General features: G+C 59.0%; 18 protein-coding genes. 7 read left to right on the top strand and 11 right to left on the bottom strand.

Annotation, left to right across the window (positions count from 1 at the left end; genetic code table 11):
- Window positions 1–41: 41 nt before the first annotated feature.
- The 3 genes from L6D63_RS03695 to L6D63_RS03685 all read right to left on the bottom strand — a co-directional run bounded on the left by L6D63_RS03695 (window position 42) and on the right by L6D63_RS03685 (window position 3,082).
- Complete coding sequence (locus tag L6D63_RS03695) at window positions 42–1,100, bottom strand: sugar kinase (protein WP_131670381.1); 1,059 nt, start codon at window positions 1,098–1,100, stop codon at window positions 42–44.
- Complete coding sequence (locus tag L6D63_RS03690) at window positions 1,093–1,875, bottom strand: AP endonuclease (protein WP_131670382.1); 783 nt, start codon at window positions 1,873–1,875, stop codon at window positions 1,093–1,095. Before L6D63_RS03690 ends, L6D63_RS03695 begins: the two co-directional genes overlap by 8 nt.
- A 178-nt stretch (window positions 1,876–2,053) precedes the next feature.
- Entirely contained in the window at window positions 2,054–3,082 is a 1,029-nt protein-coding gene (locus tag L6D63_RS03685; protein ID WP_121185351.1) for a LacI family DNA-binding transcriptional regulator, read from the bottom strand.
- Between the two features lie 233 nt (window positions 3,083–3,315).
- Between L6D63_RS03685 and L6D63_RS03680 the strand changes: the two genes are divergently transcribed.
- Window positions 3,316–6,156 carry a hypothetical protein gene (locus L6D63_RS03680; RefSeq protein WP_236170274.1) on the top strand — a complete coding sequence of 947 codons (2,841 nt, stop codon included), beginning with the start codon at window positions 3,316–3,318 and terminating at the stop codon, window positions 6,154–6,156.
- A gap of 259 nt (window positions 6,157–6,415) precedes the next feature.
- The gene (locus L6D63_RS03675) at window positions 6,416–8,950 is read left to right on the top strand and encodes an autotransporter outer membrane beta-barrel domain-containing protein (RefSeq protein WP_236170273.1); all 2,535 of its coding nucleotides are present in this window, start codon (window positions 6,416–6,418) and stop codon (window positions 8,948–8,950) included.
- Between the two features lie 52 nt (window positions 8,951–9,002).
- Here L6D63_RS03675 and L6D63_RS03670 read toward each other — a convergent pair whose 3' ends face one another.
- The 3 genes from L6D63_RS03670 to L6D63_RS03660 all read right to left on the bottom strand — a co-directional run bounded on the left by L6D63_RS03670 (window position 9,003) and on the right by L6D63_RS03660 (window position 14,491).
- On the bottom strand, window positions 9,003–9,644 hold the full coding sequence (locus L6D63_RS03670; RefSeq protein WP_047294296.1) for a DUF1345 domain-containing protein: 642 nt from the start codon (window positions 9,642–9,644) through the stop codon (window positions 9,003–9,005).
- Between the two features lie 575 nt (window positions 9,645–10,219).
- Entirely contained in the window at window positions 10,220–13,318 is a 3,099-nt protein-coding gene (locus L6D63_RS03665; protein ID WP_131670383.1) for an efflux RND transporter permease subunit, read from the bottom strand.
- A gap of 15 nt (window positions 13,319–13,333) precedes the next feature.
- Window positions 13,334–14,491 carry an efflux RND transporter periplasmic adaptor subunit gene (locus L6D63_RS03660; protein WP_047294300.1) on the bottom strand — a complete coding sequence of 386 codons (1,158 nt, stop codon included), beginning with the start codon at window positions 14,489–14,491 and terminating at the stop codon, window positions 13,334–13,336.
- A gap of 277 nt (window positions 14,492–14,768) precedes the next feature.
- Between L6D63_RS03660 and L6D63_RS03655 the strand changes: the two genes are divergently transcribed.
- A complete protein-coding gene (locus tag L6D63_RS03655) occupies window positions 14,769–15,470 on the top strand; it encodes a response regulator (protein ID WP_003224662.1) in 702 nt (233 codons plus the stop codon).
- A gap of 4 nt (window positions 15,471–15,474) precedes the next feature.
- Window positions 15,475–16,776 carry an ATP-binding protein gene (locus L6D63_RS03650; RefSeq protein ID WP_121185357.1) on the top strand — a complete coding sequence of 434 codons (1,302 nt, stop codon included), beginning with the start codon at window positions 15,475–15,477 and terminating at the stop codon, window positions 16,774–16,776.
- 107 nt (window positions 16,777–16,883) lie between these two features.
- Here L6D63_RS03650 and pncA read toward each other — a convergent pair whose 3' ends face one another.
- From pncA to L6D63_RS03630, 4 genes are all read right to left on the bottom strand, one after another.
- On the bottom strand, window positions 16,884–17,510 hold the full coding sequence (gene pncA / locus L6D63_RS03645; RefSeq protein WP_121185359.1) for a bifunctional nicotinamidase/pyrazinamidase: 627 nt from the start codon (window positions 17,508–17,510) through the stop codon (window positions 16,884–16,886).
- 50 nt (window positions 17,511–17,560) lie between these two features.
- Entirely contained in the window at window positions 17,561–18,319 is a 759-nt protein-coding gene (locus L6D63_RS03640; RefSeq protein WP_131670384.1) for an anti-sigma factor family protein, read from the bottom strand.
- Window positions 18,316–18,774, bottom strand: a complete 459-nt coding sequence (locus L6D63_RS03635) for a sigma-70 family RNA polymerase sigma factor (protein WP_236170278.1) — start codon at window positions 18,772–18,774, stop codon at window positions 18,316–18,318. The genes L6D63_RS03640 and L6D63_RS03635 overlap by 4 nt, the downstream gene beginning before the upstream one ends.
- Before the next feature lie 90 nt (window positions 18,775–18,864).
- Entirely contained in the window at window positions 18,865–19,398 is a 534-nt protein-coding gene (locus L6D63_RS03630; RefSeq protein ID WP_047294307.1) for a tetratricopeptide repeat protein, read from the bottom strand.
- A 175-nt stretch (window positions 19,399–19,573) separates the two neighbouring features.
- Here L6D63_RS03630 and L6D63_RS03625 point away from each other — a divergent pair, with 175 nt between their 5' ends.
- The 3 genes from L6D63_RS03625 to nudC all read left to right on the top strand — a co-directional run bounded on the left by L6D63_RS03625 (window position 19,574) and on the right by nudC (window position 22,246).
- Window positions 19,574–20,347, top strand: coding sequence for a class I SAM-dependent methyltransferase (locus tag L6D63_RS03625; RefSeq protein ID WP_095666616.1), 774 nt, complete (start codon window positions 19,574–19,576; stop codon window positions 20,345–20,347).
- Window positions 20,348–20,596: 249 nt separating this feature from the next.
- Window positions 20,597–21,409: a crotonase/enoyl-CoA hydratase family protein gene (locus L6D63_RS03620; RefSeq protein ID WP_131670386.1), complete on the top strand. Its 813-nt coding sequence runs from the start codon at window positions 20,597–20,599 to the stop codon at window positions 21,407–21,409.
- A 6-nt stretch (window positions 21,410–21,415) separates the two neighbouring features.
- The gene (gene nudC / locus L6D63_RS03615; protein WP_131670387.1) at window positions 21,416–22,246 is read left to right on the top strand and encodes an NAD(+) diphosphatase; all 831 of its coding nucleotides are present in this window, start codon (window positions 21,416–21,418) and stop codon (window positions 22,244–22,246) included.
- Here the strand turns inward: nudC and L6D63_RS03610 are convergent.
- A complete protein-coding gene (locus L6D63_RS03610; RefSeq protein WP_047294312.1) occupies window positions 22,214–22,993 on the bottom strand; it encodes a TSUP family transporter in 780 nt (259 codons plus the stop codon). The two genes, nudC and L6D63_RS03610, sit on opposite strands and share 33 nt — an antisense overlap.
- Window positions 22,994–23,206: the final 213 nt, after the last annotated feature.

Here is a 23,206-nt window from a genome sequence, read left to right as displayed (position 1 = left end):
TGTTGCTCCTGAGCTTGTTGTTTTTGTCGCAGCAGGTTCAATTAATGGGTTGTCTGAGCGGGCCTCATCGCTGGCAAGCCAGCTCCCACAGGTATCTCGGGTAAGTCGACTATTGCATTCCCACCGCCGAACCCTGTGGGAGCTGGCTTGCCAGCGATGGCGGACTGGAATTCAGCGATGAGCTCGGACCGGGTCGGCAACCCCTCCATATCCCCGCGACTCTGCACCGCCCGACTGCCAATCCAGTTGGCGCGTTGCACCGCCTCGGCAAAACTCTGATGCTCCAGCAGGGCACTGATCATGCCGACCGCAAATCCATCACCCGCACCCACGGTGTCGACCACGTTGGCCACCGGTACTCCGGCGACAAACCCCTGATCCAGTTGCGTGCGGTAATAGGCGCCCTGCGGGCCAAGCTTGATCGCCACGGCTTCAGCGCCCTGGTCGAGATAGAACGCGGCAATGTCCGCCGGGTCTTCGAACCCGGTCAGCAAGCGACCTTCGCTCAAACCCGGCAGTACCCAGTGGGCGAGGGCGGCGAGGCGGTTGATTTCGCGGATCATCTCCCGTTCGCTGGCCCACAGGCTTGGGCGCAGGTTCGGGTCGAACGACACGCTGCGCCCGGCATAGCGCATGCGAGTCATCAGTTCGAACGACATTTCCCGAGCGCTGGCTGACAGTGCCGGTGGAATCCCGGTGGCGTGCAGGTGACGGGCGCTGAGCAAGGTATCGGTGATCGACTGTACGGACAGACGACTGGCCGCGGAGCCACGGCGGAAATACTCGACCTGTGGGTCGCTGCCATCGTCGTTACGGGATTTGAACTGGAAACCGGTCGGGTGCTGGTCATCGACCGCGACGTGACTGCAATCCAGACCTTCCTCGATCAAGGTCTGGACCACGAACCGGCCGAGGGAATCGGCGCCGACCCGGCTCAGCCACGCCACATTGAAACCCAGGCGCGACAAGCCGATCGCCACATTGCTGTCGGCGCCGGCAATGCGTTTGTGAAAATGTTCGACCGCCGCCAGATCACCGGTCTGCTCGGCGACCAGCATCGCCATGGTTTCACCGAACGACAGAATATCGATCTCAGACATGGGCAGGCTCCAGACGCGATTGACCAAGGCGGACGAGGGCGGCGACGTGTTCGGTGGTCAGTGCCACCAGATCTTCGCCCTGCAACGGGTATTCGGCGGCGCGCATAACGCCTTGGGCCATGTGGCGCAGCAGTTGTTCCCACAAATGCAGATCGCTGACGGCGGGCGGCACCGCCACCAGTTTGCCGTCGGCGCGCCGGGCCACAGCTTTGCAGTGCACGTAGCCGACATGCCGTCCAAGCAGACGTGCGGCGTTGGCGGCGGACTGGTCCTGCCACTGCCAGTTGCCGATGTCGAAGGTCATCTTGATCGGCAAATCATGCTGCTCGACCGCCGCGAAAAAACGCTGGAACGGCTCGATGCGGCCGCCCTGCAAGGTCTGGTCGTTTTCCACGAGCAGTTGCACCGGGGTGTTGCCCAGCAGTTGCTGCAGCGCCTGCAGATCACAGTTGTCGGTGAAGTAGCCGAGCGAGACTTTCAGCCATTTCGAGCCAAACGCCCGGGCGTGTTGCAGGGCGTTGATCAGTTCGGGATTGGGCCGCGCCTGACCGGCGAGCCATAGTTCGGTCGGCGACGAATAGATGCTTTGCAGACCCTGCGCCTGGGTGGCGGCCTGCAGTTGTGCAGGCACTTCGCGGGTCAGCAACTCTTCGCGCCATTCGATGCGATTGGCACCGGCGGCGGCCAGCACGTCGATGAAGAAATCTTGCCCGCGTTGGCGCACAAGCTCGGCGCCGTAGCTGGACAGGCTGATGGAAACGGCGGGTTTATTCATTGTTATCTGCCTCTGAAACCGGTTTCATTTTTGTGCAAAAAAATATCAGGTGGTTCTGTGATGGCCTTTCGGGCCGCATCGCTGGCAAGCCAGCTCCCACAATGTTCCGGGGTATGGGATAGATTGCATTGACACCACAAAACCCTGTGGGAGCTGGCTTGCCAGCGAACGCGTCAGCTCAAACACCACCATTCCCTCGGGTAGACCCGCGCTCAACCAGCACCGGCGCAAAATCCAGCCTGCGGGTCACCTCAACATCCCCCCGCAAACGCTTGAGCAAACACTCAAACGCCCGCGCACCGATCTCGGCCGTCGGCTGGGCGAGGGCGGTAATTCCGCTGCCCACCAACGGGTACCAATCCAGATCATCCAGGGCAATCAACCCGAGATCTTCGAATAGCCGACACCCGATTTCGCGCAAGGCCAGCGTGCAGGCCAGCGCCGCCACGCCATTGGCGCAAAACAGTGCTTTGGGGCCGGTAGCCTTGGTGTTTAAAAATGTTTGTAGATCAGTGACGAGCGCGTCGCTGGTTTCCTGCACTGCCCCGGTCAGCCCGGAGCGCTGGGCAATCTGCGCCTGAAAACTGCTGACCCGCTCGATCCGCGAACTGGTGCCGTCATACGGTTCGGTCACCATCAGCACGTCGCGATAGCCACGATGTTGAAGATGCTCCAGCGCCATCTCGATAGCTTGTGGGTTGTTCAGCCCGACCATATCGCTGTCCAGGCCTTCCACTTTGCGGTCCACCAGTACCAACGGCATCTCGCGGTGCAGCTCGTGGAGTTCGTCACGGTGATGGCCGAGGGTATTCACGATCAGCCCTTCGATGTTGTACGAGCGCAACAGCGCCAGGTGCTGACGTTCCTGCTCGTCATCACGGTCGGTGTTGCACACCACCAGGCTGTAGCCGTGCCGCCGGCAGGCGGTTTCTACCCCGTGCATCACGGCAATTGAATAAGGGTTGCGGATATCGGCCACCAGCATGCCGATCAGGCGGGTCCGGCCGCGTTTCAAACCACGGGCCATTTGATTGGGGCGATAGCCGAGTTCGGCAATCGACTGCTCGATGCGCTGGGCAATGGTATCGGAGAGCAGGGCACGGTCATCGCCGATAAAGCGCGAGACGCTGGCCTTGGACACGCCGGCGTGTTCGGCGACATCAAGCATGGTCACGCGGCTGCGCTGGGCGGCGGAGAAATCGTTCACGGTTGAGTCTTCTTATTGTCTGAAACCGGTTTCAGGTAACACCAGATTCCTTGGCTGCGTCAAGTGAAGGGTGGGGGGCTGATTGGAAAAAAGGTCCGCCGTTTCCGACAGGCGGTAGCTGCACCTGTCAGATCTGACAGTTGGAGAAAGACATACAGAAGCGCCTAATTTGACCAACGGATCAGCAGGGGATTTCACAAACGGAACCCCGATTAATGTGGTGGATTTGAATCATGAGTTCAGCTGATTTTTCCAGAAACAGTCCTTCAAACGGCATATTTGCCGCACCTCTTTCAGTTGAAGGTGTTGATGACAATGATCTGGACGGACATATTCCCAGAGATATCCTGCTGGCTGGTACTCAAATCAAAATACCTCGCCCGGATGACACGGGACCCAAAGATCAACTGATGGTGTTCTGGGTACAAAACTCAGTAGAAACACTTATTTTTGATAATGAATATCCAGCGGGAATTATTGATCCTTTTGTTTATGTGCCTTTGACGCCTCAACAAATGGCAACTAATGGTGTTGCGCATGTTTATTACAATTTATGGAAGAGAGGTGGAGGTAATCCGGATTTATCTCCACTCCGTAAACTGACCATTAATCACACGCTGCCTTTAACCTTTTCGGAACCTTCGCCGGTGGGTGCAACAACCTGGGGGTACTGGAATAACGACAAAATTCCTCCATTGACAAGTGGCGGTGCTGTAAAAATTCCTTCCCTGCTTAACATTGCGCTGTCGGGATATGTTGCAGTGATTACCTGGAGGGGATACCAGTCAATCAACGGAAGTGGTACGGAAGTGGAAGAAGCTTTTGGTCAATGGAGGAGAACGCTTTCCGAAACAGAAATAATAAATGGCTTTATGCATGAAGTGCCATTTCCAAGCTATATAAGTTCGTTGGGAAATTATGGCTCTGCTGTTTTTATTTGTCAGGTGTTTGATGGCAGCAGGCTCGTTGCTGAATCAAAAGAAGGATTGGTGAAAATCGATCGAATAACACCTGGTACATCTGGCCCTTCCGGCCTGAACTCGCAAGGAGAGACGACAATGGGAATTACATTTGTACCTAGAAAACAACGCCCGGTTTCTGTTTTGTCAGGTGGTGGGGTTCTTAACTTGACTATAACAATTGATACGCTGGCGGGTGGTTTTATCAAGAAAGCCATGATGGATTCCGGTAAATTGATGATCAACCTGGCTCGCCCCGATGATGAACATGATGATGATGAAGTTGGATTCAAATATCGTGAAAAAGGCGAAGTGACCTGGATTGATTACCCGGATGACGCGGTGCTTGGCCCAATCGCTGGTCGACCTGTCTCGCCTATCCCGTTGGACTTGGACGCGAATCTGTTTAAGGAAAAGGCGACATCCCCAGGCCCGACTGTTTGGGAGCTGCTGGTCAGGTACTACAAAGAGGGGGGCGGTAATTTCGATGACGGCCAAGTGGAGTTTATCGTTGACCAACTCGCGCCGGTCGATACAAAAAACCCTCCCAAAAAAATCAAGCCAACGCCCGCTCCAAGTTTTGACAACGGTCCTGCGGATGCACAAAAGACGGTTGATTCCACTTGGATAAACTCGAATCAAGATGTGGAGGGTACGGTTAACGTCGGGTATTTCGGGCGCAGGGTCGATGACAATTTAAGAGTCTGGCTTGTTTCCGGTACGCAAAGAGTTGAGGTCTTCAATGGAACTGTCGATGCGACGGGTAAGTTCAGTTTTCCTAGCACCGAGTTGCTTGTATTCCCTAACGGGCGCGTCAATTGGATTTATGAATGGACCGACTGGATCGGTAATCAAGGCCAGGAATCTGTTTCTGCACCCTTGCTGACATTGAAATTACCATTAGCACCGTCGATCAATAAAGCCCCATTGGTGCCAAAGACTGATCCAAGTTACACCACGACGCTTTACTGGGAAGATTTTCTCAGCACGACTACACCTCCGGCCCCCATCGCGCTTACGGCTATCGTCGAAAACTCGACAATTCAAGACGCGGAGCCGGGGGATGAAATCTATCTGGTGCTTACTAAAGCCAACGATGTCACTGTTTCTTTCGATACTGCGAAACAGCCATGGGCTAACGGTAATTTGACTTACAGCATTGACTTCAACAATGTATATCCGCGGTTTGCTGATCCCGATAGCCCTGTCGACATTAATATCAACTCCGTAATAGTGCGTGCCGGTCTTTCGCCTGATGCCGAATCACCGCTTGCAACCTTTACTTTTGACTCGCGTCTCGCGGGTGTAATACCTACGAATCCACCTGATCTGGAGAACGCGGATCTCCAACGACCGGTTGTGACGGGGGCTTCCGGTGTTGCAAACGTTGTGGCGGCTACTGATCGTGACAAACCAGGCACATTTACAGTGACAAACGCCCTGGCAGATCCGGACATTCTGCCGGAGCATGAGGTCAAGTGTTACTTGGGTAACGCTACAGTACCTTTTGAAACATTTAGTCCGTTTAGGCCTGTGTCGAGTTTTTCTGTTCCTATCCCGGCAAGTGAAATGGCAAAGTTGAAACCACCAAGCGATACGGCCCGCTACACGATCGAAATCACGGGACTGGGTAAGAACATCAATAAATCCTTGCCTCAAGCAGTGGTAGTCAACCAGATCCCGATCGTGCTGCCGCCTCCAACGGTCAATGTCCGCAAACCAGCAACTCGCGACTATATCGAGTGCTTCGCGATGATCAGCCCTACGAGTAATTATGTGATGGGGCTGAATATCACAAAAGACCCGTTATTACCGCCAGGCACCATTATTACCGCACACTTTGAAGCGTACTCGGATGCTGCAGGTACACAGTTGATTAACGGTACGGCGGACTCGCAACCTTACACCATCAAGGCTGCCGATGTGCCTGACGTCGCAGGTGTAGGTACTGCCACAAACTTCAAGGCTGCACAGCCGAAGCGAGGTGTCATTGCGTATGGGAAGTACTGGTATACGGCTGCTGGCGGTACGCAATCGTCAGCTCCGATCATCAAACCTCTGGATACCATCAATAGCAGCTTCCAGTATTGCGATCTGACAGTGGCTCCTGCTTAACGCTGTGTTGATTAACAGAGTGGATGTTGTTTGCACCGCGAGAGGGATCTGACGGTCTCTCTCGCGATTTCTACCGATATCAAGGAGGGAAATATCCTGAATGTCTTTCACTTCTGAAGGACAAATCGTCACTCATATAAGGACTATTCCTACATTAAACATTCGGTTTTCTCATTAGGCTGTCGGACGTTTTTTGGGTGGGAGCTTTCAACACTGCCAAAAAACAGTTTCTGTAATCGTGCAGGTTTGAGGAGTACCCATGTCCATTTTTTTTCTTCCAAAACACTCGAACACTATCAGACTGATGATGGCAGCGGCGTTGATCGCCTCTCCCGAGGCCTACAGCCGAACCCTGTTGCCGGGCGAAAGTGAAGTGGTCACCAATCCACCTGCACCGGAAGCCTGGGTGGTGTCCGAGGGGGGAACGTTGACCGTCAACAACGCGACAGCGCTGACCATCGCTTCACAAAATGCCAATGTCGTTTTCAACGGTGGCCAGAGCCGGCGTATCGATGCCAACACCTCCTCGTTGAATATGACCGGCGCCACGGTCAATAGCGCGGCGGGCCGGGGAGCCATTCAACTGCTCAACAGCAATGCAACGATCAACAACTCGACGATTACCAGTACCAACAGTTTCGGGCTTCTGCTGGGACGAAACATCAACACGCCAGCCTCTTCCTCCGCCACCGTTTCGGGTAACAGTGTCATCACCGGCGTGACTGGCGGTGTAAACGCGGTAGGTTTTGCCTTGCTGAACCTTACAGACTCCACTGTCGTCGGCACGGGCGCTACCAGTTACGGCGTGCAATTGGGCGGCGCAACACTTTCAGCGACGGGCAGCACGATCACTGGCGCGAAGGACGGGTTGCAGATCGTGACTGACTCGGAAGGCGTCAACGCCAGTACCGTGACGCTTGACAATACTCGCGTGAACGGTGGAACCGGGTCAGCTATCGTGCTGGGTTCCTCCGCCAGGGCCGGGACTGTCGCCAACATCAATGTCAGTGGCAACTCTGAACTGATCGGCGGCGATGGCTCGGTTTTGAAGGCGATCAACCGCTCCACCGCCAACTTCAATGTCGATGGCAGTACCCTGGCAGGTGATGTGAATGCCGAGACCGGCAGTACGGTTGCACTGCTGATGCAGAACGGCGCCACGCTCAACGGCAATCTGCAGAATGTCACCCGGTCCCGGTTCGACACCGGCGCTACCTTGAACGGCAACGTAGAAGCCGTGGCGGGAACCGCGGCCACTGTCAGCCTGGACAATGGCTCAGCCATCAACGGTAACGTCGACAATGTCGCCAGCCTGTCGCTGAACAATGGCAGCACGCTGACCGGTAACGTCACCAGCGATGCCAACGGCAGTGTGCTGCTGGATAACAGTTCGGTACTCACCGGCCAGATCAATAACTCGGCTAACCTGACCATCAACAATGCTGCGCGATGGGTCATGACCGACGAGAGCACCGTGCAGCAACTGGGCATGAACAATGGTGTCGTGCAAATGGGCACCAACGAGCAATTTCAGCGACTGAACGTCGGCAATCTCACAGGTAACGGCACCTTCGTGATGGGCACCGACCTGGGAACAGGCAGTACCGACTTCCTGAACGTGACCGGCACCGCAAGCGGTCAGCATCAATTGCTGGTTTCTGCCACGGGCACGACGCCGGTTACTGCAGAACCGGTGCAAGTCGGCAACATTGCCGCCGGCACTGCTGCTTTTGCGCTGGCCAACAAGGACACAGTGGATGCCGGCACATTCGTTTACCGATTGAAGCAGGAGGGGCAGGGCTTGTACCTCACCCCGGACAAGGAAACTGTCAGCACCTCGGCCAACACCGCGCTGGCTTTGGCCGGCAGTGCCCGCAGCGTGCTGAACGCCGAAATGAACATGCTTAGCGACCAGATCGGCGATCGTGGTCTGAGTATCCGCCCCGATGCTGCGCTTCGCGCGGCGAGTGACAGTGATACCACCAAGCTGAGCAACAGCGTCTGGGTACGCACTTATGGCAACCAGTACAACGTCAAAAATGCCTACGGCGACGGCTACACCCAGAACCAGAACGGCGTCACTGGTGGTGCCGATACCACCGTGGACATCGGCGGTCGCCCTTGGGTGATCGGTGGTTTTGTAGGTTCCAGCCGTACCAACATGGATCTCAAATACGGCTCCAGCGCGACGGTCGACAGTCTGAACGTCGGCGTCTACGGCAGCACCTACGATGTTGAAAGCGGCGTGTTCGTCAACGTCATGGCCAAGGTCAATCAGTTCGACAACAAGGCCAAGGTCACCATGAGCGATGGCACGCGGGCTAAGGGCGATTACAAGGCTCTGGGCGCCAGCGGTTCGGTGGCGGTCGGCAAGCATATTCGCCTGAAGGACAACTGGTTTGTCGAGCCGCAGGTCCGGGTATCGACCGGTGTGACCCAGAGCGACAGCTATCGGTTGGACAACGGTCTTGAAGTCGAAGCCGACACCATGCGTTCGCTTCAGGGCAATGTCGGTGTAAGGGGGGGGCGAGTCATTGCGCTTGAAAACGGCAGTCTGTTGGAGCCGAGCCTGTCTTTGGGTGCCAACCATGAGTTCGTCAAAGCCAACCGGATCAAGATCAACGACGACAGCTTCGATGATGATCGCGCCAGCAGCGGGGTTGAATATGGAGCGGGTCTGAAGTGGACGCCGGCACAACGCAACTGGCAGGTTTCGGGCCAGGTTGGCGGCAGCAAGGGCAATACTGTCAACCAGGACTGGAGTGGCAGCCTGCGAGTCAGTTATTTCTTCTGATGCGCTGAAACAACAACGCCCCGTGCAGAGATGTCGGGGCGTTTTTTTGCGCTCAGCCGAACAATCCGGCGGCGATGTTGATCGAGAAACCCAGAATCGCCGTATTGAATACGAAACCGATCAGCGACTGTGCCAGCACGATCTTTCGAATCTCCCGCGTTGCCACGCCGACATCCGCCGTCTGCACAGCCACGCCGATGGTGAACGAGAAGTACAGAAAGTCCCAGTAGTTGGGCGTCGTCAGACCTTCGGCAAATCGCAGCGCCGGCTCCTTGCCGTCCCAGGTGTAAAACAGCCGGGCATAGTGAACGCAGAAAATCACCCCGATCAGCAGCCACGAGCCGATGACGGTCAGCGTGGTAAAACCGTAGTGCAGGAGTTTACGGGTGGTTTCCAGATCCTTGCTGCCAGCCAGCTCGACGGTAATGGTCGCCAGGCTCGCCAACGCCGCGATGCAGACGACAAACAGCACCAGCCCGGCATTTTCATCCTCGACTTCGGCAATACGTTTGACGTCCGGCGCTTTGGCGCGGATGGTCAGCCAAAGCATCAGGATCAGGTAAGTCCAGACTCCGGCGTTCCAGCCGATGAGGATTTTGCTGATGACGGATTCCGCTGGGGCCAGGAGGCCTGCGGCAAGGCCTAACAAGGCGGCGGCAGAGAGGCGAGGGTGGGTGCGGGCGAGGAAGCGCATGGGAGGCTCTGTGTTGACGGTGTCGAGCAAACCATAGCATGGGTGTGGGTTCTGGCAGGTGGCAGGAGGGCGAACAAAAAAACCTTGAACCTTTGTCAGCTTTGACAGAGGTTCAAGGTTTTTTCGTTTCAGATGGACTGGCGCATAAAAGCATCGGTTTTGGATATGAAGCTTGCCTTTGGAGACCGTCACGATTTCCGGAAGAGGATCCCCGTTCTGCCCCTGGAACTCGAATTCGGCTTCAATCTGCCCCTTGTCTGAGCCGACAGCAGGGAGCTTGAAAAAAGTGACTGTCCCTCGAATCGCTCGGTAAAAAGGGTCGATACCAACGGCGAGTCTTTCCACGAACACTGCCCTGACCAGACTCGAATCCGTAGCTTCCCTTCACTGGCGGCTTCAGACCATCGACATCAGCGGTTGCCATCTGCATTGCCCTTGACATTCGACATGAGCAGCTCTTGATTCAAGTCAAACCGCGAAGTGAAACGCGACAGGAGCTAGCCTGAACGCCTCAGGCCATCGGCGAACCTGTCAATGTTGACAGGTGTAAAAGCCGACCGTCTTATAGTGAAGCATCATTTTTTTCCGGCCCATCGGGTTACGGCTTTCACCACAACCACAAAAAACACCGGCACAAAGATCACCGCCAAAGTCGCGGTAATCATCCCGCCAATTACTCCGGTACCAATCGCCTGCTGACTCGCCGAACTCGCGCCCGTGGCAATCGCCAACGGCACCACGCCCAGAATGAACGCCAGCGACGTCATGACAATCGGCCGTAACCGCAGACGCGCCGCTTGCAACGTGGCGTCAATCAGATCGTGACCTTCGTCGTACAGGCTCTTGGCAAACTCGATGATCAGAATCGCGTTCTTCGCCGACAGGCCGATGATGGTGATCAGGCCGACCTTGAAGAACACGTCGTTGGGCATCCCGCGCAAAGTCACCGCCAGCACTGCGCCAAGCACACCGAGCGGCACCACCAGCAGCACGGAAGTCGGAATCGACCAGCTCTCATACAACGCCGCCAGGCACAGGAACACGATCAGCAGCGACAGGCCGAGCAGGATCGGCGCCTGACTGCCGGACAAACGTTCCTGCAGCGACAGCCCGGTCCATTCCTGACCCAGGCCTTTCGGCCCTTGGGCGACCAGTCGTTCAATCTCTGCCATCGCTTCACCGGTACTGTGCCCCGGCGACGGTTCGCCAGAAATCGCAATCGCCGGGTAACCGTTGTAACGGGTCAGTTGCGCCGGGCCTTGGGTCCATTTCGCCTGGACGAACGCCGACAGCGGCACCATGTGCCCGGCGTTACTGCGCACGTGCATTTTCAGCAGATCATCGACCTGACTGCGCTGATCGCCTTCGGCCTGGACCACCACCCGCTGCATGCGCCCCTGATTGGGGAAGTCGTTGATGTACGAAGAACCCACGGCGGTGGACAGCACGTTGCCGATGTCGGCGAACGACACACCCAGCGCGTTGGCCTGCTTGCGGTCCACTTCCAGTTGCACCTGCGGCGCTTCGGCCAGCGCGCTTTCGCGCACGTTCATCAGCACCGGGCTTTTTTCGGCGGCGGCGAGCAATTCGGCACGCGCCTGCATCAACGTCGCGTGACCGAGACCGCCGCGATCCTGCAGGCGGAACTCGAAGCCACTGGATGTGCCGAGGCCGTCGACCGGTGGCGGCAACACTGCAAACGCGATGGCGTCCTTGATCTGGCTCAGGGCGATGTTGGCGCGGTCAGCAATGGAAGTAGCCGAATCGTCGCTGCCGCGTTCCGACCAGTCCTTGAGGGTGGTAAATGCAAGCGCCGCGTTCTGACCGCTACCGGAGAAACTGAAGCCGAGAATCACCGTGCTGTCGCCCACCCCCGGTTCACTGGCGTTGTGCGCCTCGATCTGCTCGACCACCTGCACCGTACGGTTCTTGCTCGCGCCCGGCGGCAATTGAATGTCGGTGATGGTGTAACCCTGGTCCTCGACTGGCAGGAACGAAGAGGGCAGCCGCGCGAAGCACAGTCCCATGCCGATCAGCAGCACGCCATAGATCAACAGATAACGTCCGCTGCGCTTCAGCGCGTAACCGACCCAGCCTTGATAGCGATCGGTCAGTTGCTCGAAGCGGCGATTGAACCAACCGAAGAAACCGCTCTTTTCATGATGCTCGCCCTTGGCAATCGGCTTGAGCAGCGTGGCGCACAAGGCAGGCGTCAGCGTCAGGGCCAGGAACGCCGAGAACAGGATCGACGTCGCCATCGACAGCGAGAACTGCCGGTAAATCACGCCCACCGAACCCTGCATGAATGCCATCGGAATGAACACCGCCACCAGCACCAGCGTGATGCCGATGATCGCTCCGGTGATCTGGGTCATCGCCTTGCGCGTCGCCTCTTTCGGCGACAGGCCTTCGGTGGCCATGATCCGTTCAACGTTCTCCACCACCACGATGGCGTCGTCCACCAGAATGCCGATGGCCAGCACCATGCCGAACATGGTCAGCACGTTGATCGAGAAACCCAGCGCGAGCATGGTCGCGAAGGTGCCCATCAGCGCCACCGGCACCACCAGCGTCGGGATGAGCGTATAGCGGATGTTCTGCAGGAACAGGAACATCACCGCGAACACCAGCAGCATCGCCTCGCCGAGGGTGTAGACCACTTTGGTGATCGAGACTTTGACGAACGGCGAGGTGTCGTACGGAATCTTGTATTCGACGCCCGCCGGGAAGTAGCGCGACAACTCGTCCATCTTCGCCCGGATCAACGTGGCGGTCGCCAGCGCATTGGCCCCCGGCGCCAGTTGCACGCCAACGGCGGTGGACGGCTTGCCGTTCAGGCGCGTGCCGAACTGGTATTCCTGACTGCCGATCTCGACCCGCGCCACATCGCCGATGCGTACGGTAGAACCATCGGGGTTGGCCTTGAGCACGATGTCGGCGAACTCTTCCGGCGTCGACAGCTGCCCCTTGACCAGAATGGTCGCGGTGATTTCCTGCGTAGACGGATTGGGTAAATCGCCGATGCTGCCCGCCGAGACCTGGGCGTTCTGCGCGACGATGGCGGCGTTGACGTCGGCCGGGGTCAGGTTGAAACCGATCAGCTTCTGCGGATCGATCCAGATCCGCATCGCGCGTTCAGCGCCGTACAGTTGGGCCTTGCCGACGCCGTCGATGCGTTTGATTTCGTTCATCACGTTGCGCGCCAGGTAATCGCTGAGCGCTACGTCATCGAGTTTGCCGTCGCTGGAGGTCAAGGTGATCAGCAGCAGGAAGCCGGCGGAGACTTTCTCCACCTGCAGGCCTTGCTGATTGACCGCTTGCGGCAGGCGCGACTCGACCACTTTGAGGCGGTTCTGCACATCAACCTGCGCCAGTTCCGGGTTGGTGCCCGGCTGGAAGGTGGCCTTGATCGTCGCGCTGCCCAAGCTGCTCTGCGATTCGAAGTACAGCAGGTGATCGGCGCCGTTGAGCTCTTCTTCGATCAGGCTGACCACGCTTTCATCGACGGTTTGCGCCGAGGCACCGGGGTACACCGCATAGATTTCGATTTGTGGCGGCGCGACGTCGGGGTACTGCGCCACCGGCAATTGAGGGATGGCCAGCGCACCGGCCAACAGGATGAACAGCGCGACAACCCAGGCGAACACCGGGCGGTCGATAAAGAACTGCGGCATAGAAGAGCGTCCTGCTTACTGACCAGAAGTCTGGGCAAGGGGAAGAGGGGTGTCGTCGATCTGCACTTTTTCGCCGGGACGGGCGTGTTGCAGGCCTTCGATGACAATACGGTCGCCGGGCTTGAGGCCGCCGGTGACGATCCAGCGGTCGTTTTGCACTGCGCCCAGTTGCACCGGTTGCTGCGCCACGCGCATCTGCTGGTCGACAGTCAGCACCTGAGCGATACCTGCGCTGTCACGCTGCACCGCACGTTGCGGTACGGTGATGCCGTTCTGCACGGTCGCTTGTTGCAGGCGTACGCGAATGAAACTGCCCGGCAACAGGTCGAGATCGGGATTGGGGAACTCGCTGCGCAGGATGATCTGGCCAGTGCCTGGATCGACCGTGATGTCACTGAACAGCAACTTGCCCGGTAACGGGTAGAGACTGCCGTCATCCTGAATCAGCGTGGCCTTGACCTGATCCTGACCGACTGCCTGCAACTGCCCGGAACGGAACGCGCGACGCAGTTCGTTGAGTTCACGGGTCGACTGGGTAAGGTCGGCGTAGATCGGGTTGAGCTGCTGGATCAGTGCCAGTGGCGTGGTTTCGTTCTGCCCGACCAGCGCGCCTTCGGTAACCAGCGCGCGGCCGACGCGGCCGGAAATCGGCGCGGTGACGGTGGCGTAGCCGAGGCTCAGCTTCGCACGCTCTACTGCGGCTTTATTGGCGGCCACGTCGGCGGCGGTTTGCCGGGCATTGGCGCGGGCGTTGTCGTAGTCCTGAGCGCTGATGGCCTTGTCGTCGATCAACTGCGCGTAGCGCTGCTCTTGCAACTTTGCCTGAAAGGCGTTGGCCTCGGCCTTGCGCAGCGCGGCTTCGGCGCTGTCCAGATCAGCCTTGAACGGTGCCGGGTCGATGCGGAACAGCACGTCGCCCTTTTTCACGTCGCTGCCTTCGCGGAACGTGCGTTGCAGGACCACGCCAGCCACCCGAGCCCGCACTTCGGCGATGCGCGGTGAAGCGATGCGCCCGCTCAGTTCACTGCTGATCGACAGGGGGCGGGCTTCGATGGTTTCGATACGCACGGTGGCCGGCGGCGCTTCTTCTTCGGCCTTCGAAGATGAATCACAGGCGCTCAGCAACGACGCAACAGCGATCAGGCCGAGCCCGGCCAGAAGTTTTTTCGACATGTACCACCCCCAATATTGAAGCCCGCATCCTAAGGCCAGACGCCGAGGGTAGCGGTGAAGCTTTGTAGGCGCTGTGTGAAATTGTGTAAGGGTTTTACTCAGGGACGGGTGAGGGCGTATATCCTTTACGCCTTGAATTCTTTTGTGACGGTTGGACCGCTTTCGCGAGCAGGCTCGCCCCCACACAGGTTTTGTGAACGACGCAAAATCGATGTGGGCGCGAGCCTGCTCGCGAAGAGGGTCTGACATCCACCACAGCAATATCTGGAACACCCCCATGCCCAACATCCTCCTGGTCGAAGACGACACCGCCCTCGCCGAACTGATTTCCAGCTACCTGGAGCGCAACGGTTACTCCGTCAGCGTGATCGGTCGTGGCGACCATGTGCGTGAACGGGCACGGATCAATCCGCCGGATCTGGTCATTCTCGACCTGATGCTGCCGGGGCTTGACGGCCTGCAAGTCTGCCGTCTGCTGCGGGCCGATTCGGCGACGCTGCCGATTCTGATGCTGACCGCCCGCGACGACAGCCACGATCAGGTGCTGGGCCTGGAAATGGGCGCCGACGATTACGTCACCAAGCCCTGCGAGCCACGGGTTCTGCTGGCCCGGGTGCGTACTTTGCTGCGCCGCAGCAGCCTTGGTGAGCCGATGACGGTCAATGACCGGATCGTCATGGGCAACCTGTGCATCGATTTGTCCGAGCGCACTGTGACTTGGCGCGAGCAGCCGGTGGAGCTGTCCAGCGGCGAATACAATTTGCTGGTGGTGCTGGCCCGGCATGCCGGTGAAGTGCTGAGTCGCGATCAGATCCTGCAACGTCTGCGCGGCATCGAGTTCAACGGCACCGATCGTTCGGTGGACGTGGCGATTTCCAAGCTGCGGCGCAAATTCGACGACCACGCGGGCGAGGCGCGCAAGATCAAGACCGTATGGGGCAAGGGGTATCTGTTCAGCCGTTCCGAATGGGAATGCTGAGCTGATGTTCAGAATCCTGTTTCGCCTGTATCTGGTGACGATCGTCTCCTACAGCGCGGCAATCTATCTGGTGCCGGATCTGGTGATCATGGCGTTCCGCGAGCGCTTTATCACTTATAACCTCGACTATTCGCGGGGCCTGCAATCGCTGATTACCCGCCAGTTTCACGCGGTGCCGCAGGATCAATGGCCGGCGCTGGCGCAGTCGATGGACAAGGACTTTCAGCCGCTGCACATCGTTCTGGCGCGCATCGACGACGCCGGTTTCACCGCCCCCGAGCAGGCGCGTTTGCGCCGTGGGGAAAACGTGGTGCGTATAGGTGATTGGGGCTGGCGCACGTTGGCGGTGACCCCGCTGAACGACGATGTCGCGGTGCAAATGGTGGTGCCGCCGGATCCGCTGGACGTCAATCTGTTGTACTGGAGCATCAACGTGCTGATCGGCGCGACCATGCTCGCCTGCCTGCTGTTGTGGATTCGCCCGCACTGGCGTGATCTGGAGCGTCTCAAGGGTGCCGCCGAGCGCTTCGGTAAAGGCCACCTGAGCGAGCGTACGCAGATTCCCGCCAGCTCCAACATCGGCAGCCTGGCCAATGTCTTCGACACCATGGCCGGCGATATCGAGGATTTGCTCAACCAGCAGCGCGACCTGCTCAATGCGGTGTCTCACGAATTGCGCACGCCGCTGACCCGTCTGGATTTCGGTCTGGCCCTGGCGCTGTCCGATGATTTGCCGGCGACCAGTCGCGAGCGCCTGCAAGGGCTGGTGGCGCACATTCGTGAACTGGATGAGTTGGTGCTGGAACTGTTGTCTTACAGCCGCCTGCAGAATCCGGCGCAATTACCGGAACAGGTTGAGGTTTCGCTGGATGAGTTCATCGACAGCATTCTGGGCAGCGTCGATGAAGAGCTGGAATCACCGGACATCGTCATTGATGTGCTGCTGCATGGTCAGCTCGAACGCTTTTCGCTGGATCCGCGTCTGACCGCCCGAGCGATCCAGAACCTGCTGCGCAATGCCATGCGCTATTGCGAGAAGCGTATCCAGATTGGCGTGCAGGTCAGCCCTGATGGCTGCGGGATCTGGGTCGACGATGATGGGATTGGTATCCCGGATGACGAGCGCGAGCGGATTTTCGAACCGTTCTATCGCCTGGATCGCAGCCGCGACCGCGCTACCGGTGGTTTTGGTCTGGGCCTGGCCATCAGCCGCCGGGCGCTGGAGGCGCAGGGCGGAACGCTGACGGTGGAAAGCTCGCCGTTGGGTGGGGCGCGGTTCAGGTTGTGGTTGCCCACTGCAAGCTGAGCATCAACCCACTGTAGGAGCTGTCGAGTGAAACGAGGCTGTGATCTTTTGATCTTGTTCTTGAAATCAGAATCAAAAGATCGCAGCGTGCCGCAGCTCCTACAGGGTCAGATGAGTTGGTTTGACTGGATCAGGCCAACGCCGGCCGTTTGCATCCGCTCCATGGCCGTCGCCAGTGAGCCCTCCATATCAATCGCGCGACAGGCATCCAGCACCACAAACGTATTGAACCCCGCCGCCCGCGCGTCCAGCGCCGAGAACATCACACAGAAATCCAGCGCCAGACCGACCATGTACACCGTGTCGATACCGCGTTCTTTCAGGTATCCGGCCAAACCGGTGGTGGTGCGCCGGTCCGCCTCGACAAACGCCGAATAGCTGTCGATGTCCGGGTTGCAGCCCTTGCGGATGATCAGTTGCGCGTGGGGCAGCTTCAGCTCGCAGTGAAATTGGGCGCCGACGGTGCCTTGCACGCAGTGATCCGGCCAGAGGACCTGCTCGCCGTAGGGCAACTGGATCACATCGTAAGGCTTGCGCCCGGGGTGACTCGAGGCAAACGAGGCGTGGCCGCTCGGGTGCCAGTCCTGGGCAATGATCACTTGTTTGAACAGGCCGCTGAGGCGATTGATCAGCGGCACGATCAGATCGCCCTCGGGTACGGCCAACTGGCCGCCCGGGGTGAAGTCGTTCTGCACGTCAATGACCAGCAGGGCGCTGCGGGGTGAAATCTGCATCGGTGGTTCCTCCTTGGATAATCACGCGCTCAGCATAATGGCAGCGGCACTCATGCGCTCAACCGTTCGATCAGGCGCCTGGCCAGATCTTCCAGTTCCGGCGCCGGGTTGCGCCCGATCAACATCCACGCATGCTCGCCTTCGGTCCAGTACACCACGTTCATTTCATGGCGCCGTTCGTGCGCCAGTGGCCGGCTGCCGCTATTGGAGCGGGTCACGCACAAGGCCAGCGGCCCATGCCGGGCGTCCAGATAGGTCAGTTGCGCAATCGGTACGCCGTCGTACTCGAGCATTTGTGCACGTTTGAGTTCCGCGCCCGGCAACCTCACCAGTGCCGGCGACAGACTCAGCCCCAATCGTGCATTCACCGCACGCAGTTGCACGCGCTGGCTGGCTTCGTCGCCCGGCAAATGATCAAGCGTCTGCGGCACATACAGCGCCATATAGTCGCCCACCAAGGCGCGCCAGTTATGCGCCTGCCGTGACTGCCAGGCGAGAAACAGGCGATCGGCCAATACGCCGCCCGCCAGCAGACTCGCGGCAGCCGCACCGATAAACCAGCGTCGACTCAAGCCCGGCCGCTGGGGAGCGGGGATGGCATCGAGGCGCGCCTGCAAACGCTCCAGCGGCGCCTGTTGCGCCAGTTCGTCATAGGCATCCTTGTACGGCAGACTGCTGCGCTCGAACCATTGCACGCGCAGGCTGAGCAACGGGTCGTCGGCAATTGCGCTGTCGAGCTGCTTGCGATACGCCGGGTCCAGCTCATCATCAAGGTAGGCCACCAGTTGTTCGTCGGAGGGCTTGTTCATGGGCGGTCACCTCCGGTGGTTTTCGGCACGGCTTGCAGCGGCGGGTATTCGGCCAGTTTCAGCCGCGCGGTGGCCAGACGACTCATCACCGTACCGATCGGCACTTGCAGGATCTCGGCAACTTCGCGGTAGGACAGGCCTTCGACGTAAGCCAGGTACACGGTTTCGCGCTGGGTTTCCGGCAACGCATCGACCCGGCGAATCACCTGCGCCGCCATGACGTGGGTTTGTGCGGCGTATTCGCCGTCGAAGGCCAGTTGCCCGTCGGCATCGACCTGGCCCGCCCCCTGACGCACCCGGCGGGCGCGCACTTCATTGAGCCAGATCGAATGCAGGATGCTCAGCAGCCAGCGATCCATGCGCGTGCCAGCCACGTATTGGTCGGCACGTTCCAGCGCCCGCACGCACGTGGCCTGCACCAGATCCTCGGCCACGTGCCGATTGCGCGACAGCAGCAGGCCGTAGCGCCACAGTCGCGCCAGATGCTGTCCGAGTTCTGCTCTGAATGCCTGATCGCTGACGATGGTGGCGTTCCTTTATCTGTTTCAGGTTTTCGATGAATCGTTGATGGCTTCAGCCAGGTCCTGGTATTCCTCGCAAGAGGTTCCGCAAATCGATTTGATCTGCTGCAACTGTTCCTGCGCCAGGTCGACGCGGCCCTTGATTACATAGGCTTCGCCGAGGTATTCACGCACTTGCGCGTACTGCGGATCGAGTTTCACCGATTGCAGGTAATAGCCGATGCCTTCATCGGTACGCCCGAGTTTTCGCGTGGCGTAACCGCGATAGTTGAGGGCTTTGGCAGTGTTCGGTTGTTTGAGGGTGTCGAGCAGGGCCAGGGCTTCTTCGTATCGACCGTCCTTGGCCAGCCTGTAGGCGTAATCGGTACGGTCGGCATCCGGCACGGCACGGCTAGTCTGCATCACGCATTTCTGCGATTGGCTGTCCCAGACCTGGCCTTTGGGGCAATTGGGTTTCTGCACGGGCGCACTTTCATCACCGTTGGCAAACGCCATCGATGCAGACAACGCGGTCACCAGCAGCAACGGGGCGGCGAACATAACGGAACGGATAGTCATGGGCAAGGCTCCACAGAGGGTTATGTTTCACTTTGAACACCACAGCACGGCATTTTATTCATTGCTTTGTCAGGCTCTGTTCAAGGTAAGCGCAAATTGTGGCGTTATGCTCAAGAACGCCAGCCGTCCATCCAGCGCCTGACGATGCCTCCGCGCTGCCATACGAGGAACTGCCATGAACGATCAGGTCCATCACTCCGCTGCTGCCGGCTACAAGACTGCCGCCGACACCTACATCAAGGGGCGCCCGGACTACCCGCCGCAGGTCAGCCAGTGGTTGACCCAGACGTTGGGTCTGGACAGTCACAAGACGGTCATCGATCTGGGTGCCGGTACCGGCAAGTTCACCGGCCGGCTGGTGGCGACTGACGCACAGGTAATCGCCGTGGAGCCGGTGGCGCAGATGCTGGAAAAACTTTCCGCCGCCTGGCCGCAGGTGCTGGCGGTGAGCGGTACGGCGACCGATCTGCCACTGCCGGATGCGTCGGTGGATGCAGTGGTCTGCGCGCAGGCGTTTCACTGGTTCGCCACGCCCGAGGCCTTGAGCGAAATCGCTCGGGTGCTCAAGCCCGGCGGCAAGCTTGGCCTGATCTGGAACCTGCGCGACACGCAAGTCAGTTGGGTACCGAAACTCGATGCCATCGTTAACGCGCTGGAAGGGGACACGCCGCGTTACTACACCGGCCAATGGCGTCAGGTGTTTCCGCATCCGGCGTTCGGGCCGTTGCACTTGCAGCAGTTCCACCATGGACATACCGGCTCGCCGGAGGACGTGATTTTCAATCGGGTGCGCTCCACCAGTTTCATTGCCGCGTTGCCGCAGGCGCAGCGGGACAAGGTCGATGAGCAGATTCGCGCGCTGATTGCCTCGGAGCCGGCGTTGCGTGGGCGGCATGTGCTGACGGTGCCTTATGAGACGGCGGCGTATGTGGCGGTGAAGGGCGGTTAGATCGGGGCGGCCTCATCGCCAGCAGGCTGGCTCCCACATTTTTGCATCGATACAAAGCCTGTAGGAGCTGCCGCAGGCTGCGACCTTTTGATCTTCAAAGTCAAAAGATCGCAGCCTTCGGCAGCTCCTACACGGACTGGAGCGCGGCAAAATTCTTTGTGGAAGTCAGTCCCGCATTTGGCCGAACCGCCATCGTGATGCCTTGTTATAGTTCGGGCCTCATTTTCTGCCCGGTAAAGGATCACTGCCATGACTCAATACACCGCCTCCAGCGTCGAACTGGCCGACAACATCGCGCATGTGCAGATCAATCGCCCGGAGAAGATCAACTCGATGAATGCCGCGTTCTGGAGCGAGATCGTCGAGATTTTCCAGTGGATCGATGACACCGACGAAGTGCGAGTGGTGGTGCTCAGCGGCAACGGCAAACACTTTTCCTCCGGCATCGACCTGATGATGCTCGCTGGCGTCGCCAATGAGCTGGGCAAGGACGTCGGCCGTAACGCGCGTCTGCTGCGGCGCAAGATCCTGACCCTGCAAGCCTCGTTCAACGCCGTCGATAATTGCCGCAAACCGGTGCTGGCGGCGATTCAAGGCTATTGCCTCGGTGGTGCCATCGACCTGATCGCCGCCTGCGACATGCGTTACGCTGCGGAAGATGCGCAGTTCTCGATCAAGGAAATCGATATCGGCATGGCCGCCGATGTTGGCACTTTGCAACGGTTGCCACGGATCATCGGCGACGGCATGCTGCGTGAACTGGCTTATACCGGTCGCACCTTTGGCGCCGAGGAAGCGCGCAGCATTGGCCTGGTCAATCGCGTGTACAGTGACAAGGAACTGCTGCTCGAAGGCGTGATGGACATTGCTCGCGAGATCGCCCGCAAATCGCCCATCGCGGTCACCGGCACCAAGGAAATGATCAGCTACATGCGTGACCACCGCATTGACGACGGTCTCGAATACGTTGCCACCTGGAACGCCGCCATGTTGCAATCCACCGACTTGCGCGTGGCCATGGCCGCCCATATGAGTAAACAGAAACCTGAATTTCTGGATTGAGAAACCATGACAGCTCGCTGGACCACTGCAGTACTGGACACCGATCAACCCGGCGGCTGGGCCGTGGCGCGCAGCCCCGAAGGCTTTCTGTTCGATGACAACGGCGCGCTGTTCCCCCGGGAATGGCTCAAGCGTCAGGACTTGTCGATCCTCGCCGAGCATGGCATCGGCCATCTTGATGGCGAGCCGGTGTATCTGCTGGAGCTGCACAGTCACAGCGAAGTGCCGGGCTGCAACTGGAAGGGGCTGCGGGCGTTCATGCTCGATGGCGATCACACCGTCTACAAGGTGTTGGGTTATGCCGCGCAGATCGGCACCTGGGCGCGCGAACATCGCTTTTGCGGCAATTGCGGTCAGGCCATGACCCAGGTGCCACGGGAGCGGGCCATGTATTGCCAGCCGTGTGAATTGCGCAGTTACCCGCGCATTTCACCGAGCATGATCGTGCTGGTCACCCGCGGTGACGAGATCCTGCTGGCGCGCTCACCGCGTTTCGTCACCGGGGTCTACAGCACGCTGGCCGGGTTTGCCGAGCCGGGCGAATCGGCCGAGGATTGTCTGATTCGCGAGGTGCGCGAGGAAGTCAGCATCGAGGTGAAGAACATCCAGTACATGGGCAGTCAGTGCTGGCCGTTCCCGCACTCGATGATGCTGGGCTTCCATGCCGAATATGCCGGTGGCGAGATCGTTTGCCAGGAAGACGAAATCGAAGACGCCCAGTGGTTCAACGTGCACGATCTGCCGCCGTTGCCGGCGTCAAAATCGATTGCCCGTTACCTGATCGACGTCTACGTGGCGCGCCGTTTAGGCCACGCTGAACCAGTGCTGCCAGGCTAGGCGCACAGTAAGCCCCAGCACCACGGTGATGAACACCGGACGAATGAACTTGGCGCCGCCGCTGATCGCGGTGCGCGCCCCGAAGAATGCGCCGACCATCACCGACAGGCCCATGCTCAGGCCGATGATCCAGTCCACCTGCCCGGAGAACATGAACACCGACAGCGCCGCAATGTTGCTGACGAAGTTCATGCTGCGCGCTACACCGCTGGCCTTGACCAGGTCGATGGGGTAGAGCAGCAGGCTGCTGACGGTCCAGAACGCGCCCGTGCCGGGGCCGGCCACGCCGTCGTAGAAACCGAGGCTGAAGCCTTGGCTCGATTGCCATTTCTTCTTGATGGGTGCGTCGCTGTCCAGCGGCGCTTTTGGCGTTCCGCCGAACAACAGATACAGGCCGCAGGCGAAGACGATCACCGGCAGCATCTTGTTCAGCCATTCCGCTGGCAGGTAATGGGCAACAATCGCGCCGGTCAACGCCCCGACCAGGGTACCGACGATCGCGTGCATCCATTGCCGGGGGTGGAACAGTTTGCGCCGGTAGAAGGTGAAGCTGGCGGTGGCCGAGCCGAAAGTCGAACTGAGTTTGTTGGTGCCTAACACCAGGTGTGGCGGCAGGCCGGCCGTCAGCAGCGCGGGCGTGGTCAGCAGACCACCGCCGCCAGCGATGGCGTCGATGAAACCGGCAATGAAAGCGACGAAAGCCAGGATGGCCAGGGTGGTGAGGTCAACGCTGAGTTCGAAAGGCATGGAATCGGCTTATTCGGCAGGGCGCAGAAGGGCTGCGGGGAAGGGCTGACATGTTACCTGTATCCAACTGTTGCGGCGACCCGTATGGCCGCATCGCTGGCAAGCCAGCTCCCACAGGGATCTTCAGCGATCACAAATGTTGAGAACAGACCGAAAACCTGTGGGAGCTGGCTTGCCAGCGACGCGGCCTGCACAGGCAAAGGCTATTCAACT

Origin of the sequence: Pseudomonas parakoreensis, assembly GCF_021602155.1 — a bacterium.
GTDB lineage: Bacteria > Pseudomonadota > Gammaproteobacteria > Pseudomonadales > Pseudomonadaceae > Aquipseudomonas > Aquipseudomonas parakoreensis.
The sequence above is the reverse complement of the archived record's forward strand: the minus strand, read 5'-3'. Positions and strand labels throughout refer to the sequence as shown.

Bases quoted from the DNA above. Each gene is read 5' to 3' on its own strand.
- L6D63_RS03695 (WP_131670381.1), bottom strand. From the start codon at position 1,100: ATGTCTGAGATCGATATTCTGTCGTTCGGTGAAACCATGGCGATGCTG.
- L6D63_RS03690 (WP_131670382.1), bottom strand. From the start codon at position 1,875: ATGAATAAACCCGCCGTTTCCATCAGCCTGTCCAGCTACGGCGCCGAG.
- L6D63_RS03680 (WP_236170274.1), top strand. From the start codon at position 3,316: ATGAGTTCAGCTGATTTTTCCAGAAACAGTCCTTCAAACGGCATATTT.
- L6D63_RS03675 (WP_236170273.1), top strand. From the start codon at position 6,416: ATGTCCATTTTTTTTCTTCCAAAACACTCGAACACTATCAGACTGATG.
- L6D63_RS03670 (WP_047294296.1), bottom strand. From the start codon at position 9,644: ATGCGCTTCCTCGCCCGCACCCACCCTCGCCTCTCTGCCGCCGCCTTG.
- L6D63_RS03665 (WP_131670383.1), bottom strand. From the start codon at position 13,318: ATGCCGCAGTTCTTTATCGACCGCCCGGTGTTCGCCTGGGTTGTCGCG.
- L6D63_RS03660 (WP_047294300.1), bottom strand. From the start codon at position 14,491: ATGTCGAAAAAACTTCTGGCCGGGCTCGGCCTGATCGCTGTTGCGTCG.
- L6D63_RS03655 (WP_003224662.1), top strand. From the start codon at position 14,769: ATGCCCAACATCCTCCTGGTCGAAGACGACACCGCCCTCGCCGAACTG.
- L6D63_RS03650 (WP_121185357.1), top strand. From the start codon at position 15,475: ATGTTCAGAATCCTGTTTCGCCTGTATCTGGTGACGATCGTCTCCTAC.
- pncA (WP_121185359.1), bottom strand. From the start codon at position 17,510: ATGCAGATTTCACCCCGCAGCGCCCTGCTGGTCATTGACGTGCAGAAC.
- L6D63_RS03640 (WP_131670384.1), bottom strand. From the start codon at position 18,319: ATGAACAAGCCCTCCGACGAACAACTGGTGGCCTACCTTGATGATGAG.
- L6D63_RS03630 (WP_047294307.1), bottom strand. From the start codon at position 19,398: ATGACTATCCGTTCCGTTATGTTCGCCGCCCCGTTGCTGCTGGTGACC.
- L6D63_RS03625 (WP_095666616.1), top strand. From the start codon at position 19,574: ATGAACGATCAGGTCCATCACTCCGCTGCTGCCGGCTACAAGACTGCC.
- L6D63_RS03620 (WP_131670386.1), top strand. From the start codon at position 20,597: ATGACTCAATACACCGCCTCCAGCGTCGAACTGGCCGACAACATCGCG.
- nudC (WP_131670387.1), top strand. From the start codon at position 21,416: ATGACAGCTCGCTGGACCACTGCAGTACTGGACACCGATCAACCCGGC.
- L6D63_RS03610 (WP_047294312.1), bottom strand. From the start codon at position 22,993: ATGCCTTTCGAACTCAGCGTTGACCTCACCACCCTGGCCATCCTGGCT.